Origin of the sequence: Caldanaerobius fijiensis DSM 17918, from assembly GCF_900129075.1 — a bacterium.
Taxonomy (GTDB): Bacteria; Bacillota; Thermoanaerobacteria; order Thermoanaerobacterales; family Caldanaerobiaceae; genus Caldanaerobius; species Caldanaerobius fijiensis.
In genome coordinates, this window is the sequence record NZ_FQVH01000015.1 from 10868 (window position 1) to 26426 (window position 15559).

The following is a 15559-nucleotide window of genomic DNA, read 5'->3' on the forward strand; positions in this document are numbered from 1 at the left end:
TGTGATTATGTTAAAATTGGCGAAATATTTGAAGCCCTATACTGCTATGATCATTATGGCAATACTTTTTATATTTGTTCAGGCCATGAGTGACCTTTCACTGCCTGATTATATGTCAAATATTGTAAACAAAGGCATACAGCAGGGTGGCATAGTAAATGCTGTTCCAAAAGCCGTTAGAAAAAGTCAGATGGATAAGCTGACCTTATTTATGAATCCGGAAGAGAGGGCCGAAGTCTTAAAAGATTATAAATTGATAGATAAATCCAGTGTTGACTACGATAAATATATGAAGGATTATCCTAGGCATTTCTCGCTGTTACCGGCATTGAAAGAGCCAAAGCTAACGCTAAAAAAGGATTTATTGAATTTAATGGCAAGAAGATACCGGCGAACGTAGACTTATTTCAAATCATAGCCAGAATGCCTGAGGAACAACTTTTAAAATTAAGAGATGAAATGAATAAAAAGTTTACAGCTTTAGGCGACAATATGGTGATACAAGCTGCAACCAATGCGGTAAAAGCTGAGTATGTCGCACTTGGCGTAAATACAGATAAAATTCAGAATAGCTACATTATGAATACTGGCATAATCATGCTTTTGATAACTTTATTGAGTGCTGCCAGTACGATTATGGTTGGCTTTTTTGCAGCAAAGGTAGCGGCAGGATTAGCCCGGGATTTGCGCAGATATTTGTTTACGAAAGTGGAGAGTTTCTCTAATGCCGAGTTTGATAAGTTTTCTACAGCCTCTCTTATAACGAGGACTACAAATGATATTATGCAGATTCAAATGCTTGTGGTTATAATGATGAGAATGGTGTTTTATGCACCTATAATGGGCATTGGCGGAGTATTTAGAGCTCTTGCCAAAAGTACATCAATGTCATGGATTATAGCGCTGGCAGTTATTGTGCTGTTAGGTTTAATATCAGTATTATTTTCAATCGCTATGCCAAAGTTTATGCTTATGCAAAAGCTTATCGACAGGCTTAACCTGGTTGCCCGTGAAAATCTTTCGGGAATAATGGTGATAAGAGCTTTTAATAACCAAAAATTCGAAGAAGATCGCTTTGATAGTGCCAATACGGATATTACAAAGATAGGACTTTTTGTAAACCGCGCTATGGCTGTCATGTTTCCGTCTATGATGCTCATCATGAACGGGGTTACGCTTCTAATAGTGTGGGTGGGTGCCCATCAGATTCAAAACTCCAGTATGCAGGTAGGAGATATGATGGCGTTTATGCAATATGCAATACAGATTATTTTTGCATTTTTGATGCTGTCAATGCTATTTATCATGATCCCAAGGGCTTCTGTGTCTGCGCAGCGTATTGCGGAAGTTCTGGAGACAGAACCTTCTATTGTAGACCCGGAGAATCCAAAGCACTTTGATGAAAATATGGCAGGGACGATAGAGTTCAGAAATGTATCATTTAGATATCCTGGTGCAGATGAAGATGCGTTGAAAAATATAAGTTTTAAAGTATTGCCTGGACAGACGACAGCCATTATAGGGCGGACAGGTTCGGGTAAGACGACGCTAATCAATTTGATTCTTCGTTTTTATGATGCAACCAGCGGTGAAGTGCTAATCGATGGAGTAAATGTGAAAGATGTGACACAGCACGAGCTTCGCAGCAAAATAGGTTATGTACCTCAGAAGAGCTGGTTGTTCAGCGGTACGATTAAATCCAATTTGAAGTATGGAAACGAAAATGCATCTGATGAAGAGGTGATGGAGGCTGCCGAAATTGCTCAGGCAATGGAGTTCATCAATGAAAAGCCAAAGCAATTTGATTCGGAGATTGCTCAGGGAGGAACTAACGTATCAGGTGGTCAAAAGCAAAGACTGTCAATTGCTCGTGCTCTTGTGAAAAAGCCTGAAATATACATTTTTGATGAAAGTTTTTCTGCTCTTGATTTTAAGACAGAAGCCGCTTTAAGAAAAGCAATAAAGACGCGCCTCAGTTCAAGTACAGTTTTAATGGTTTCGCAGCGCGTTTCGACCATCGCTCATGCAGATCAGATAATCGTGCTGGAAGATGGTAGGATTGTAGGTATAGGCAAGCATAAAGAGCTTCTGGAAAAATGCGAAACTTATAGGGAGATAGCTCTATCACAGCTATCAAAGGAGGAGTTGGCATGAACGAGCAAAATAGCAATCAGCAAAAACAAATGCCCAGGCAACGAGGTTTTGGAATGGGTCGCGGTCCCGGCGGCATGATGCGGGTAGGAGAAAAGGCCCGCGATTTCAAGGGTACTATGAAAAAGTTGATACGATATTTAAATGCTTATAAATTATCTATAATTGCTGTGTTTATATTTGCAGCAGCCAGTGCTACATTTTCCATAGTAGGTCCTAAGATATTAAGCAAGGCAATAACAAAAATCTTTGAAGGTGTGATGAGTAAGATTACAGGAACAGGTAGTGGCATAGATTTTGATTATATCGGAAGGATAGTCTTGATTCTCCTGGGATTGTATTTACTAAGTGCGTTATTTGGTTATTTACAGGGCTGGATCATGTCTGGCGTTTCTATGAAGATTACTTATCAGTTCAGAAAAGAAATATCAGAAAAAATTAACCGTATGCCCTTAAGATATTTTGAGAGCACCAACCAGGGAGAGGTGTTGTCTCGAATTACAAACGATGTGGATACCATAGGCCAGACACTTAACCAGAGTTTAACTCAAATAATTACTTCAGTTACCACAATAGTTGGGGTATTGATTATGATGCTCAGCATAAGCTGGCTTATGACAATTATCGCCCTGGGTATAATCCCGCTATCTGCATTGTTTGTCACTATCATAGTAAAGTATTCTCAAATTTACTTTAAAGAACAACAGGACTATTTAGGACATGTAAATGGTCATGTAGAGGAGATGTACGGCGGTCATAATATAGTTAAAGCCTTTAATGGTGAGAAAAAGAGCATAGAGAAGTTTAACGTATTAAACGATATGCTTTATACCGTTGCATGGAAATCACAGTTTTTAACAGGTATGATGATGCCTATTATGAACGTTATAGGCAACCTTGGCTATGTTGCAGTAACGGTTTTAGGAGGATGGCTTGTAATCAAGAAGACGATAGAAATCGGGGATATTCAGGCATTCATACAATATGTGCGTTCTTTTACACAGCCAATTGCACAGATTGCAAATATTTCCAATATACTGCAACAGACTGCTGCCTGTGCTGAGCGTATATTCGAGTTTTTAGATGAAGAAGAAGAAACCCCGGACAATCCCAATCCCGTAAAACTGGATACTGTTAAAGGCAGTGTTGAATTTAGACATGTTCATTTTGGCTATAATCCTGATAAAATCGTAATTAATGACTTTTCAGCTCATATTAAACCGGGGCAAAAAGTCGCGATTGTAGGTCCTACCGGTGCAGGTAAAACTACCATAGTTAAGCTTCTTATGCGTTTCTATGATGTGAATGAAGGTGCAATTTTGATCGATGGTCACGACATAAGGGAATTTACCCGCGAGGATTTGCGTTCGATGTTTGGCATGGTTTTACAGGATACATGGCTTTATAACGGTACTATCATGGAAAATATACGGTATGGGCGCCTTGATGCAACAGATGAAGAAGTTATAGCAGCTGCAAAGGCTGCTCATGTGGACAGCTTTGTACACACACTGCCCGGTGGTTATAATATGGTATTAAATGAAGAGACTACAAATATTTCCCAGGGTCAAAAGCAGCTACTTACTATAGCAAGAGCCATACTCAAAGACCCTAAAATCCTTATTCTTGATGAAGCTACAAGCTCTGTAGATACCCTTACTGAAGTTCAAATACAAAAGGCTATGGACTATCTCATGAAGGGCCGTACAAGCTTTATAATTGCTCACCGCCTGTCTACAATACGCGATGCTGATTTGATACTTGTCATGAACCATGGGGATATTGTAGAACAGGGTACCCATGAAGAGCTTCTTGCAAAAGGCGGATTTTATGCAAGCCTTTATAACAGCCAGTTTGAGGGAGATGAGCTGGCAAGCTGAAAAGGTTATGTCCTATCAAGGCCCCACCTGTACCTTATTTTTTCCTCAACTTTTCCAAAAATCAAATTGTCAACCATAAATCCCAGCACAATTATTACTATCATTACTGCCACAACCTGGTTCATATCCGCCAGATCTCTTCCCACTATAAGGATCTGTCCTAATCCCTTGGTGGCGTAAAGCATTTCACCGGCTATAAGGGACCTCCACGCAAAAGACCATCCCTGTTTCATCCCTGAGACTACGCTGGGTAAACTGGCCGGTATAATTACGTTGGAGTATATTTTAATTCCATTCGCTCCCATGGTCTTAGCGGCTCTGATGTATAGAGGGTTTATGTTTTTGATTCCCGATACGATGGACATAGCGATAGCAAAAGTAGAGCCTATAGCTATTACGAAAATGATTGCACTTTCACTTAAGCCGTACCACAGTATAGCAAAAGGTAGCCAGCAAACGCTTGGCAGGGTTTGAAGTCCCAATATTATTGGGTTTAGGTTTTCGTCAAGGTATTTAAAGCGCACCATAATTAAGCCAATGGCAGTACCTATTGCCAGTGAAATAAAATAGCCTAGGATAAGTCTTTTCATGCTAGCCAGCACCGCAACGCCAATACTGTTATCGGCTATAAGGCTCATCAGAGTGCTGAATACGGAAAGGGGTGAGGGGAATGTGTAAGGCTTCCAGACTTTTAGGAAATCAACTCCAAGCTTATAAGCCAATTCCCAGATTACTATCAGCATTATATAAAACAGCGTCTTTTTTAATATCCCAGTCATCGTCAAACTCAGCTTTTGCAACCTTTTCCACCTCTTCTTTCAATTCTCTCATTACGTCAGCTACTATATACGCCACATCCAGACTTCCCGATTGCCTTGGTCTTGCCAGCTGTACATTGTATATCTTTTTTATTCTTCCTGGATTGGCAGCCATTACAATAATTCTGTCTGCAAGCAGTACTGCTTCCTCTATGTTGTGGGTTACGAATATTATGGTCTTTTTGGTCTCCAACCAGATGCGCTGCAGTTCTAGCAATAATATATTTTTTGTCTGGCTGTCAAGGGCAGCGAAAGGCTCATCCATTAACAGCACCTCAGAGTCCAGGGTCAATGCCCTGGCAAGGGCGACCCTCTGCTTCATGCCTCCTGACAGCTCGTGTACCAGTGAGTTCTGAAATCTGGTAAGGTGAACCATTTTAAGGTATTTTAGCGCCTTTTCTCTTCTCACTGTTTTTGGGATTCCCGCCATTTTCATGCCAAACTCTACATTATCGATGACCTTAAGCCAGGGGAAAAGGGCTGATTCCTGAAACATGACTGCCCTGTCTGGTCCTGCTTCTTTTACTTCAGTTCCATTTAAAAAAATACTGCCTTCTGAAGGTTTTTCCAAACCAGCTATAATATTAAGAAGAGTTGATTTGCCGCATCCTGAAGGGCCCAGCAAGCATATAAACTCACCTGATTTTATTTCAAGGTTAATGTTGTACAGAACGTGATTTTTTCCCTGCTTGTTTATAAAACTTTTACTGACATTGGAGATTTTTAAACTCAACATATACACCTCTTTCTTTTAAGCTTATTTAATCTGCTGCTTGCCTTCTTCATTTAAGATCTTGTTCAGTATATCTAGATTAAAAAGCTCCTTAAGATCAGGTTTTTGCTTTAAAAAGCCGGTTTCCAGTGAAATATTTACAAAGTCTATCACGGAGTTTCTTTCAGGATCATAAGTTATCTTGAGCCTGTTAAATGAGCTGGTGAGTACGTCTTCTGATAAAGGCTTTTTTGTCAATTCATTTAATTGGTTGTTTACAATCTCTTTTGCCTTATCCTTATTGTTATTTATAAAGTCGGTCAATTCCACATGGGTTTTTAAAAACTTCTCCACTATATCCGGGTGTTCTTTTATGAACTCCTTTCTTGCTATTACTACAGCAGTGGCATAATTTCCGCTATTTAATATCCTGTCGTAGTCCAGGACTACGTTGGCATTTACTTCTTTTATCATCCTTGAACCCCATGGTTCTGGCACCAGAGCGGCGTCTATCTCTCCTCTGTCCAGCAAAACCTCTATGTCGGGGTTTTCAGCTTGTACGATCTCAACTGTTCCACCTTTGGTTGTGTCCTTCAGTCCATTTTTTTTGAGGATGGCTCTTAAACATAAATCCTGAGTATTTCCAAACTGAGGGATGGCGATCTTTTTTCCGCTTAATTCTTTGACACTATTGATTTTGAGGTCTTTTCTGGAGATCAGAATAGCTCCTGCATCTGCAGCCCCTGCAATTATCTGGATCTCACCCTTTGACCTGGCATATCCATTTATTGCCGGTCCGGGTCCTATGTACCCTATGTCTATTTGTCCCGAGAGCATCGCCTCTATTTCTGCGGGGCCTGCGTTAAACTGCTTCCATTCAATCTTGTTTTTCTCCCCCAATGCTTTTTGAAATTGGTCTTGGGCTTTTCCTATCAGTGCCTGTGAGTGCGTTATGTTGGGGAAAAAACCAATTCTTACAGCTGTATTTTTGCTTTGTGTTTTTGCATTGCATGCTGTGGTAAAAGCTATTATCACAAAGAGCAACGATATAACAGACAAGGTTTTTAAAACCTTAATATGGTACATATACTCCCTCCAATCGTTAAATTTACTTTCCCTTTAGTCGTTAATTCCAAGTATTTCGATAAGATTTTGAGTTATTTTAAATTATATATTTTGAAGCAATTTTTGTCAACACAAAAATTTTTATTTGAAAGAGCAATTTTAAAATGTTAATTACAATATTTTCTAAATGAAATTCTAATTGAATTTTAATGCTTAATTAATATTTTTTTAAGCGATGAGGTGTAACATTTTTCTTAAGAAAGAAAGGTGATTAATATTGAACATTAATTTAATCGGGCTGCACCTCATAAACGATTTTGCTGGGCATATTAAATGGCTGGATTATTTGATGATCTTTTTTGCTGTGTATTCACCATTTATATATGCTGGTTTTCTGATTTTGCAGTGGCTTGTGGGCAATGATAGAGATAAAAAAGTTGCTATTAATTCTGCATTAGCAGGATTTCTTGCACTATTATTTAATTTGATTATATCTGCATTTTTTTATGAACCGAGACCGTTTGTTGAGCATAAAGTGGTTCAACTGATAAAACACCCGGCAGATGCGTCATTTCCCAGTGACCACTCATCACTTTCCAGTTCAGTGTCATTTACTGAAATGCTGTACAATAAGGTCATCGGTAGTTTAATGATCGCTTTTTCTATAGGTGTAATGATATCCAGGGTTTATGTGGGGGTCCATTACCCTGGCGATGTATTAGGCGGATTGGCAGTTGGCTTTATCAGCAGTCGTATTTTAAAGAATATTGACAAATACATTGAACCGCTGGAAAATAAAGTAATTTCCATATACAGAAGAATTGCAAAAAATAATATATGAGTTATAATATGTTTAGTTTGATTTATAGCGCGGATATCCGCGTTATTATTTTGAGGTGATTAAATGATATGAGTATGGGTAATAGCATTTTGCTAGTCGAGGACGATAAAATGATAGCCAGGTTTGTGGAGCTGGAATTGCAACATGAGGGATTTAGTGTGGATATAGCCAATGATGGCATTGAAGGATATAACAAATTAACCACAAATATATATGATCTGGCGATACTGGATATAATGCTACCAGGCATGGATGGCATACAATTATTAAAGAAGACGCGAGAATTTTCCAATATCCCGATAATATTATTGACAGCCAAAGATGAGGTATCAGATAAGGTAATGGGACTGGATTCCGGTGCTGATGATTATGTAACAAAGCCCTTTGCCATAGAAGAATTGTTGGCAAGAATAAGAGTGCTTTTGAGAAAAAATAAAAAGCAGGAGGACGAGAATAGTTATAAAGTGGCAGATCTTGTATTAAACACAGCAACACGGGAAGTGACAAGAGGAAATAAGAATGTGCCGCTTACTAAAACAGAGTTTGAATTATTACTTTTTTTGCTAAAAAATAAAAATATAGTTTTGTCCAGGGAGAGAATACTCAATGAAGTATGGGGATATGATTATATTGGCGATACAAATATTGTAGATGTGTATATAAGGTATTTAAGGAGTAAAATAGATGACGGGTATGATGTAAAATTGATACAGACTGTCAGAGGCGTTGGGTATGTGATAAAGGAGCATAAATAATGAAGATTTCACTAAAGATCACCCTAATCTATTCATTACTTTTTTCTTTAGTGTTACTTATACTCAGTGCATCAATATTGTTTGGTTTGAGATATTACCTTATAGAGCAATCCATAAATCAGGTTTATAATCAATCAGATGCCATATTAGAAAAAATCAAGGAAATAAAAGGGGAGTTTAATGATTATAATGAGAATTTATTGTTTGATACAGGTGAATCTCAAAATATGATTGCAAGAGTATATGATAGTAATGGTAAAATTATATATTCATCGGTGAAAAACGACAAATTAAGACTTCCCTATTTAAATAATGTAGGCAAGGCAAAAAAAATAGAAAAAGACGAATATCACCTCGTATATTTAAATCAGAGGATTGAAATAAGTGGTAAAATATTTTACATCCAACTTATAAAAGACATGGAAAATGAATATGATTTCTTAAAGGCGTTGTTTATGATACTGCTGTTTGTAGATGGGATAGGTATATTTTTGTCCATTGGCGTGGGATTTGTTGTGACACTGAAAGTATTAAAGCCGATCAATTATTTGATACGGGAGGTACAAAGCATAAGGGCGACTGATCTAAATAAAAGAATTAAGGTAAATGGTCCCGATGATGAGCTTACCCGTTTAGCAAAAACCTTTAATGAAATGCTGAATAGGATACAGGATTCCTTTGAGCGACAAGAGAGATTTATTTCTGATGTATCCCATGAATTAAGAACACCTATTGCGGTTATAAAGGGATATATTGATATGTTAGATAGATGGGGTAAAAATGATAAGAGTGTTTTGCAGGAAGGCATTGACGCTATAAAAAAGCAGGCGGATGAAATGAAGTTATTGACAGAGCGCCTTTTACTAATTGCGCGAGGTGATAAAGGGCAAATAAAAATAGAGAAGAGCAGTTTTTGTTTAAATGATATCGTTAATGAGGTTGTTTCAGAAGCTAAAATCATATCACCAGAGCACAATATAAAAGTACAAAGTGAACAAAATATCATTTTTTATGGTGATAAAAATCTTATTAAAGAGATGCTGAGGATATTTATTGACAATAGCATAAAGTATACAAAAAAGGGTGGCCGTATTTTAATAAAATTAATTAGAAATGAATCGGAGGTAAAAATGTCTATTGAGGACGATGGAATAGGCATACCGCCGGAGGACATACCGCATATTTTTGACAGGTTTTACCGTGTTGATAAATCCAGAAACAAGGAGCAAGGGGGCTGGGGTTTGGGATTATCTATAGCAAAGATGATAATAGATATGCACGATGGAATTGTGTTTGTTGAAAGCAAGGTTGGTGAAGGTACAAAGTTTATTATTAAATTTCCTCAAGGTGTTAAGGCGAATGTTTAGATAATTAGCTATTGGTCTATAATAACAGGTTGTCTGTAAACAGCGGTGCTGAAAATTCTTTCTGCTTCAACCAGTGGAAGTCCTTTTATATTCATTTGATTTACATCGCCTATCCCAATACCATTGTTAATGCAGTCATAAAGGTAATAGATAGCTTGAGGTTTGAAACCTAAAAGGCGAGCACCTATCGTATCTACAGCAACAGCATCAGTACCACATAGTATGATCCCTGTGTGTATAGGTATTCCACCAGAAGGTCCTGTACCTACCATTGCAGGATTTAAGCTTACGATAGAAAGGTCAATGGGAATTAGTTGTGCCATTGCCCGTATAAAACCATGTAAATTCTTGTGTATTCCTTTATCCTTTTTTGGATGACCGTGTTCTTCAGCAGGTGGCCACCCCATAGCAATGTTTTTTATTGAGGCTGACACTGTAGCTTCCTCATGAACCTTAAGCTGTGTAAAGGAAATTAAAAAAGTCATTTCATCAAATAATTTGTTAAGGTTTGTGGATGATGGCGAATCATGATTCAGGTCTACTCTTATAAATGGGCCTTTATTTAGATCAATAAATTCAACACCTTCTGACTTAATCACCTGGTCAAAGCCCATGGAATTCATAATTTCTGCTGTATCTTTTTCACCTGAACCTGTTGCGACGACAATTCTGCGTGGATTATTTTTTTTAGCAAACCTTATAATCTCTCTAAGACTCTCAGGCCCAACCACCACTCCTGTCTGTGGAGTTTGCTGTTGAACCCAATTAGGAGTGATCACCACTACATCATTGCTGTTAATCAGCTGATCGGCTTGTATGAGATTTAACGCTTCGGATATTGCTATCCTTTCATCGTCATTTTTTGCTATACCTATGTCAGCTGAATTTCTTCTCCTTGTCCTCATTGTAACCACCTCATAACAAGTAATACCCAATAATGCATTTTTTATTCTGTATAAAAAGCAAACATTATATATGAATGAATGTTTCTATATTCAAGTTAAACAAATACAGGAGAAAAAACATCATAAGTATATAGGACAGGGGAATACGCCCTGACAATGTAACGGATACGTCACTTCCTTACAGGCTTATACCTAGAATGATAGCCCAGCTGGAAGAGAAGGATATGCAGTTTGTAGCAATATATAAGCGGCAGGGTATGAATGATATGCGGGTAATGCCACATAGCAATGCAAGTTTTATACTGGATGCTGGCATGCTTACAACTGGTTTCCCTGTAATTCAGGTCAGAGGAGGCAAAAATTCAAGGATCAAGCTAACTTACTCAGAGGCTTTATATGTGGATGGCCGAAAAACGCCATATCATGTACCGGACAAAGGGGATGTTGAAGGAATTTTCGATGTAGTTATTTCATCAGGGAAGGTGACATATTATGAACCGATACTCTGGAGGACATTTAGGTACGTTAAAGTAGATATAGAGACTTTTGATGAAGAACTTTTTATAGAAGATATACATTATAGATTTATTTCCTATCCTTTAAAAGAAGTTGCTACATATCAATCATCAGATCCGTTACACAAAAAAATGTGGGATATGTCATGGTGGACTGTCAGATTGTGTACGCATGAGACCTTTGAAGATTGCCCGTATTATGAGCAGATGCAGTATGCAGGGGACAGCCAGGTTGTTTCGCTGGTTGCAGGATATGTTTCTGGCGATTGGTCCCTTACAAGGCAGGCTGTATTGCATTTTGATTGGTCAAGGGATTATGAAGGTATAACTAAAAGCAGGTATCCGAGTGTAGTTCCTCAGAAAATTCCATCGTGGTCAATACTCTGGGTGGTTATGGTAAGCGATTATTATTTGCACACGGCTGATAAAGAAACTACAGAACGATGTCTTGATGGAATTAATGCTACACTTCATTGGCTTGAAAAGTACCTAAATAACTCATATTTGTTGGAGAAGTTACCGTATTGGAAAGTAGTAGATTGGGTAAAAGAGTGGAAGCACCCTAATGGTTGCCCGCCGGGAGCAGAAGGTGGAGTGACTGCCTTAATAAGCTTACAGTATGCTTATGCTCTGATGAAGGCTGCAGAACTGTTTAGAGAGTTTGGAAGAGAACGTGAAGCGGATCACTTTATGAATATAAGGGATAAAATTACAGAAGAGGTAAGGAGATCCTGCTGGTCTGATGAACACAAATTGTATAGGGACAGACCGGGTTATGATGAATTCAGCGAACTGGGTAATGCCTGGGCAATACTATCTGAAGCTGCTACACCGGAACAGGCAAAAGCTATTGCATCTCAAATCGGCGTAAATCCTATTCTTGCAAAGTCTACCCTTTATGGCAGATTTTATGTTTTCAGGGCATTGAGTAAAGCAGACTCGTATGATGATGTAGCGCCAAGGCTTTTTACCATGTGGCATAGCATGATGAAAACAGACCTTACTACATGGCCAGAAGATCCGTACTTTGCCAGGAGCTACTGCCATGCTTGGTCTTCCACCCCTATATATGAATTTCTCTCAGAAATCTTAGGGATAAAGCCGCTTAAGCCGGGTTTTAAAGAGGTGCTTATAAAACCCCATATTTTAAATTTAACAGGAGCAGAGGGTAGTGTGCCTACCATGTACGGTGTCATTCATGTTAGATGGGAGATAGTTGATGGTGAATTTACTATATCCGTTAAGTTGCCTGATGGAGTTAAAGGGAAAATAGTTTTACCCAATGGACAGGTACACTTTTGCCTAAGCTCTTTATAAATATCACTATAATATGCTATAATGCAAACATAATTGGAAATGGGGAGGATGTATGATGTTAGATTCGTATAAGATCAGCAAAAGCCATAGACTGGATGACCCATATGTTTGTGCGGGAGATAGAATATATTTGGTCGGTACACAGGATGGCCTTTTTCCTGATATGGGAGGGCATGTACCCGAAGAAATGGGCGGCTTATGGGATCATCCGATAAAGCTAGCAGATGGCTTTTGGGCAGTGATTAAAGAAGGTGAATATCAGAGATTTCTGAAAAAGGCTTCGATGTATATAACCGGTCCTTTTTATCAGGAGTTTGTTTATAATTTAAAAGGTAATGATTTAATAGTAAAAAGAAAGCAATTCTGTCCCGATGGGATAGAAGGAATTGTAATAAATTATGAGATAAAAAATATAACAAACAACGATAAGAAAATAACCTTTGAATTGCTATTAAGAACTGATCTTCGTCCGGTGTGGCTGGCAGAAAAATTAAATATATTTGATGGCGACGACTTGCTGGAATATAGGGAAGACGTAGGAGTGTTTATTGGTAGGGATGAAAAGAATCCGTGGTATATTGTTTGGGGCTCTGATAAAAAAGCTGATGACTGGGAAATACCTGATAAATTAGGGTATATAGAAAATACCAACGGCAATGGTGCCAACGGAAAGTTAATATATAAAAATATTGAAATAAAAGGCAAATCCACGTACAGTATAAATTTTTTTATCAGTGGGTCATATGTTTCGGAACAAAAGGCGTTAAAGGATTTTAATTTTATTAAAGATAACCACGATAAACTCTTTGAAGAAAAATCAAATAGATATATGGAATTAATAAAAAGTGGAAATATAAGAGTTCCGGATGAGAGGATTAATCAGGCAATCGATTGGGTTAAATTTAACTACGATTGGTTGATAAGAGATGTACCGGATATAGGTAGGGGCCTAGGGGCAGGCATTCCGGAATATCCGTGGTGGTTTGGCTGCGATAACGGTTATGCCCTTTTAGGCTTATTGCCAACTGGAAGGTTTGATGAGATCGAAGACACGCTCAGATTATTGAAAAATGTATCTGAAAAAGAAAACGGCAATGGCAGAATAATTCATGAGGTATCGACCAATGGTGTGGTTTTTAATAAAGGGAATACACAGGAAACAGCTCAATTTATAAAACTTGTATGGCAGGTATTTCAGTGGACTGGAAATGTAAACTTTTTAAAAGAGATGTTTCCATTTATAGAGAAGTCAATAAATTGGCTGCTAAATGATATGGATAAAGATGACGATCTTTTGCCCGAAGGTTATGGGATTATTGAGATTGAAGGGTTAAATTGTGAAAACATAGATACAGCTGTTTTTACCCAGAGAGCGCTGGAAGCCTATGCTGAAATGCTGGATTATTTAAAGATTGAGGGCAGTGAGATCTGGAGAGAAAAAGCGGGGTTATTAAAAGATAAAATCAATACAGATTTCTGGAAAGAAGAGGATAATACTTTTGCGGATTTTATGGCAAAACCAGAAGAATTTATTGATAGATATGACATTTTCAAAAACAGAGGCTTTTATAGTAACGATGATGAGTTCATAAATATTATAGAAAAACTCAAAGGAGAAGCGATAGATGCAGAACCTGGTAGAGACAAATCATTTAATGAAAAATTGGGTTATTAATTTACCTATGGAGGAAGGGATAGCAGAGGTAGATAAGGCCCACAAAGCACTGGATGTGATGGAGAGCAGTGAATATACAGGAAGATTTGGCCTTAAGCTGTGCGGCACCGATAAAAGTGCCATGATGACCATTTCTACTGCGGCGCAGGCAGAAGCAGAAGGGCAGTATGAGAGGATAGAACAGATGCTTGGATATATCAACCAGATAATATCCACGTTCTCTATCAGGATGCCAGGTACATTTTCTGAAATGTCGCCTGATTATGGATGTTTTGTTCAGGCATGGACGGGATATGGGATAATATGGCCAATTGTTACATACGTTTTTGGAATTAGGCCTCATGCTTATAAAAAAGAGATTTTATTTAAACCGCGCAACCCTGTAGGATGGGACAATTGGGAATACAATGGAGTGAGGATAGGGACTGCTTTATTTGATTTCAGCTATAAGAGAATAGATGACAGGAGTGAGTATGCTATACATACTGATGAAGATGAGTGGTATATGGTCATCGATTTAAAAGATGTATATGATGAGATTTACGTAGAAACCGATGGTTCTGTTAAAAAAGTACAGAATGGAGAGAGGATCAAAATTGGTAGTATGTTAAAAATTAGATTTTGAAAACTCCTCAAGAGTATTCCTGATGTCTTACCAGGATATTACATAGGGGGAGAAATGATATGAAGAAAAATGATGCTTTAAAGCGCATACCGGGTCTTTTCCCGCATTTTTGGTGGGATTTAATATCGTTTCAGCTGATAATAGTGGCAGGGATTGCCACAACCATCGGCACGGCGATTTTATTGCGAAAGAGCGCGGATGCCATGAGTACAGCAAAAGATGTCCTTGGGGTTAAAGACATTATTGTGACCTTGACTTTTTTGATTTTGTTGTCAGGGCTAATAAAATTTATTCAGGATTATTATCCCATGTATTGGGGAAGTAAAAGACCTTAAATTTGGTTATAAAGACAGGTTGGTTTTAAAGGACATATCCTTTAGGGTAAAACGTGGCTCGGTATTGGGTATAGCCGGTAAAAGCGGTCGGTGCAGGCAAAAGTACCCTTTTGAAACTATTAGCGGGCTTGTATGTGCCTGAATCAGGGAGTATGTACATCAATGGGAAGGCGTTTTCTGATATGTCCCTTGATGAGTGGAGGCAATACTTTTCCTATGTACCCCAGGACACCTTTATATTCATGGGCACCGTCTACGATAACATCGCTATAGCAGAACCGCAGGCAACTAGAGACGAAGTCATAGATGCGGCTAAAGCGGCATTTGCCCATGATTTTATAGAGAAGCTGTCTGATGGTTATAACACTATAATCGGAAAGTGCGGCAGGGAGCTTTCAGGCGGCGAAAGGCAGAGAATTGCCATTGCTCGAGCTTTTTTAAAGGATGCTCCGGTATTGCTGCTGGATGAACCTACTGCCTCCATGGACAGTGTTGCGGAGCATCAGATAGAAAATGCATTAAGGTAGTTGATGAAAGGGCGCACAACCTTGATTGTTTCCCATCGCCTTTCTACCTTAGCTATTGCCGATGAGGTGAT

The 15559-nt window shown here is 38.4% G+C and carries 12 protein-coding genes and 2 pseudogenes; 10 read left to right on the forward strand and 4 right to left on the reverse strand.

Annotation, left to right across the window (positions count from 1 at the left end; genetic code table 11):
• Positions 1 to 7: 7 nt before the first annotated feature.
• A pseudogene (locus tag BUB87_RS07410) lies at positions 8 to 2154 on the forward strand (ABC transporter ATP-binding protein).
• Positions 2151 to 4031 (forward strand): ABC transporter ATP-binding protein, encoded by a 1881-nt coding sequence (locus tag BUB87_RS07415; protein ID WP_073343520.1) that lies wholly within the window; start codon positions 2151 to 2153, stop codon positions 4029 to 4031. The pseudogene BUB87_RS07410 and the gene BUB87_RS07415 overlap by 4 nt, the downstream one beginning before the upstream one ends.
• A gap of 5 nt (positions 4032 to 4036) precedes the next feature.
• Here the strand turns inward: BUB87_RS07415 and BUB87_RS07420 are convergent, their stop codons facing one another.
• From BUB87_RS07420 to BUB87_RS07430, 3 genes are read right to left on the reverse strand one after another with little or no spacing between them, the layout of a single operon-like run.
• The gene (locus tag BUB87_RS07420; protein ID WP_327021793.1) at positions 4037 to 4831 is read right to left on the reverse strand and encodes an ABC transporter permease; all 795 of its coding nucleotides are present in this window, start codon (positions 4829 to 4831) and stop codon (positions 4037 to 4039) included.
• Entirely contained in the window at positions 4743 to 5585 is an 843-nt protein-coding gene (locus BUB87_RS07425) for an ABC transporter ATP-binding protein (protein WP_234945990.1), read from the reverse strand. The genes BUB87_RS07420 and BUB87_RS07425 overlap by 89 nt, the downstream gene beginning before the upstream one ends.
• Positions 5586 to 5606: 21 nt before the next feature.
• A complete protein-coding gene (locus BUB87_RS07430; protein WP_200792780.1) occupies positions 5607 to 6647 on the reverse strand; it encodes an aliphatic sulfonate ABC transporter substrate-binding protein in 1041 nt (346 codons plus the stop codon).
• 256 nt (positions 6648 to 6903) lie between these two features.
• Here BUB87_RS07430 and BUB87_RS07435 point away from each other — a divergent pair, with 256 nt between their 5' ends.
• From BUB87_RS07435 to BUB87_RS07445, 3 genes are all read left to right on the forward strand, one after another.
• Complete coding sequence (locus BUB87_RS07435) at positions 6904 to 7467, forward strand: undecaprenyl-diphosphatase (RefSeq protein WP_234945991.1); 564 nt, start codon at positions 6904 to 6906, stop codon at positions 7465 to 7467.
• 74 nt (positions 7468 to 7541) lie between these two features.
• Positions 7542 to 8222 (forward strand): response regulator transcription factor, encoded by a 681-nt coding sequence (locus BUB87_RS07440; RefSeq protein ID WP_073343612.1) that lies wholly within the window; start codon positions 7542 to 7544, stop codon positions 8220 to 8222.
• On the forward strand, positions 8222 to 9589 hold the full coding sequence (locus BUB87_RS07445; RefSeq protein ID WP_073343525.1) for a sensor histidine kinase: 1368 nt from the start codon (positions 8222 to 8224) through the stop codon (positions 9587 to 9589). The genes BUB87_RS07440 and BUB87_RS07445 overlap by 1 nt, the downstream gene beginning before the upstream one ends.
• An 8-nt stretch (positions 9590 to 9597) precedes the next feature.
• Here BUB87_RS07445 and BUB87_RS07450 read toward each other — a convergent pair whose 3' ends face one another.
• Positions 9598 to 10494: a DUF362 domain-containing protein gene (locus tag BUB87_RS07450; RefSeq protein ID WP_073343528.1), complete on the reverse strand. Its 897-nt coding sequence runs from the start codon at positions 10492 to 10494 to the stop codon at positions 9598 to 9600.
• A gap of 224 nt (positions 10495 to 10718) precedes the next feature.
• Between BUB87_RS07450 and BUB87_RS07455 the strand changes: the two genes are divergently transcribed.
• The 5 genes and pseudogenes from BUB87_RS07455 to BUB87_RS07475 all read left to right on the forward strand — a co-directional run.
• Positions 10719 to 12326, forward strand: coding sequence for a family 78 glycoside hydrolase catalytic domain (locus tag BUB87_RS07455; protein ID WP_159432378.1), 1608 nt, complete (start codon positions 10719 to 10721; stop codon positions 12324 to 12326).
• A gap of 55 nt (positions 12327 to 12381) precedes the next feature.
• Complete coding sequence (locus BUB87_RS07460; RefSeq protein WP_073343534.1) at positions 12382 to 14001, forward strand: glucosidase family protein; 1620 nt, start codon at positions 12382 to 12384, stop codon at positions 13999 to 14001.
• Entirely contained in the window at positions 13952 to 14626 is a 675-nt protein-coding gene (locus BUB87_RS07465) for a hypothetical protein (RefSeq protein ID WP_073343536.1), read from the forward strand. The genes BUB87_RS07460 and BUB87_RS07465 overlap by 50 nt, the downstream gene beginning before the upstream one ends.
• Positions 14627 to 14685: 59 nt before the next feature.
• Positions 14686 to 14961, forward strand: coding sequence for a hypothetical protein (locus BUB87_RS07470; RefSeq protein ID WP_073343539.1), 276 nt, complete (start codon positions 14686 to 14688; stop codon positions 14959 to 14961).
• Between the two features lie 101 nt (positions 14962 to 15062).
• Positions 15063 to 15488, forward strand: a pseudogene (locus BUB87_RS07475) (ATP-binding cassette domain-containing protein); the annotation flags it as partial.
• Positions 15489 to 15559: the final 71 nt, after the last annotated feature.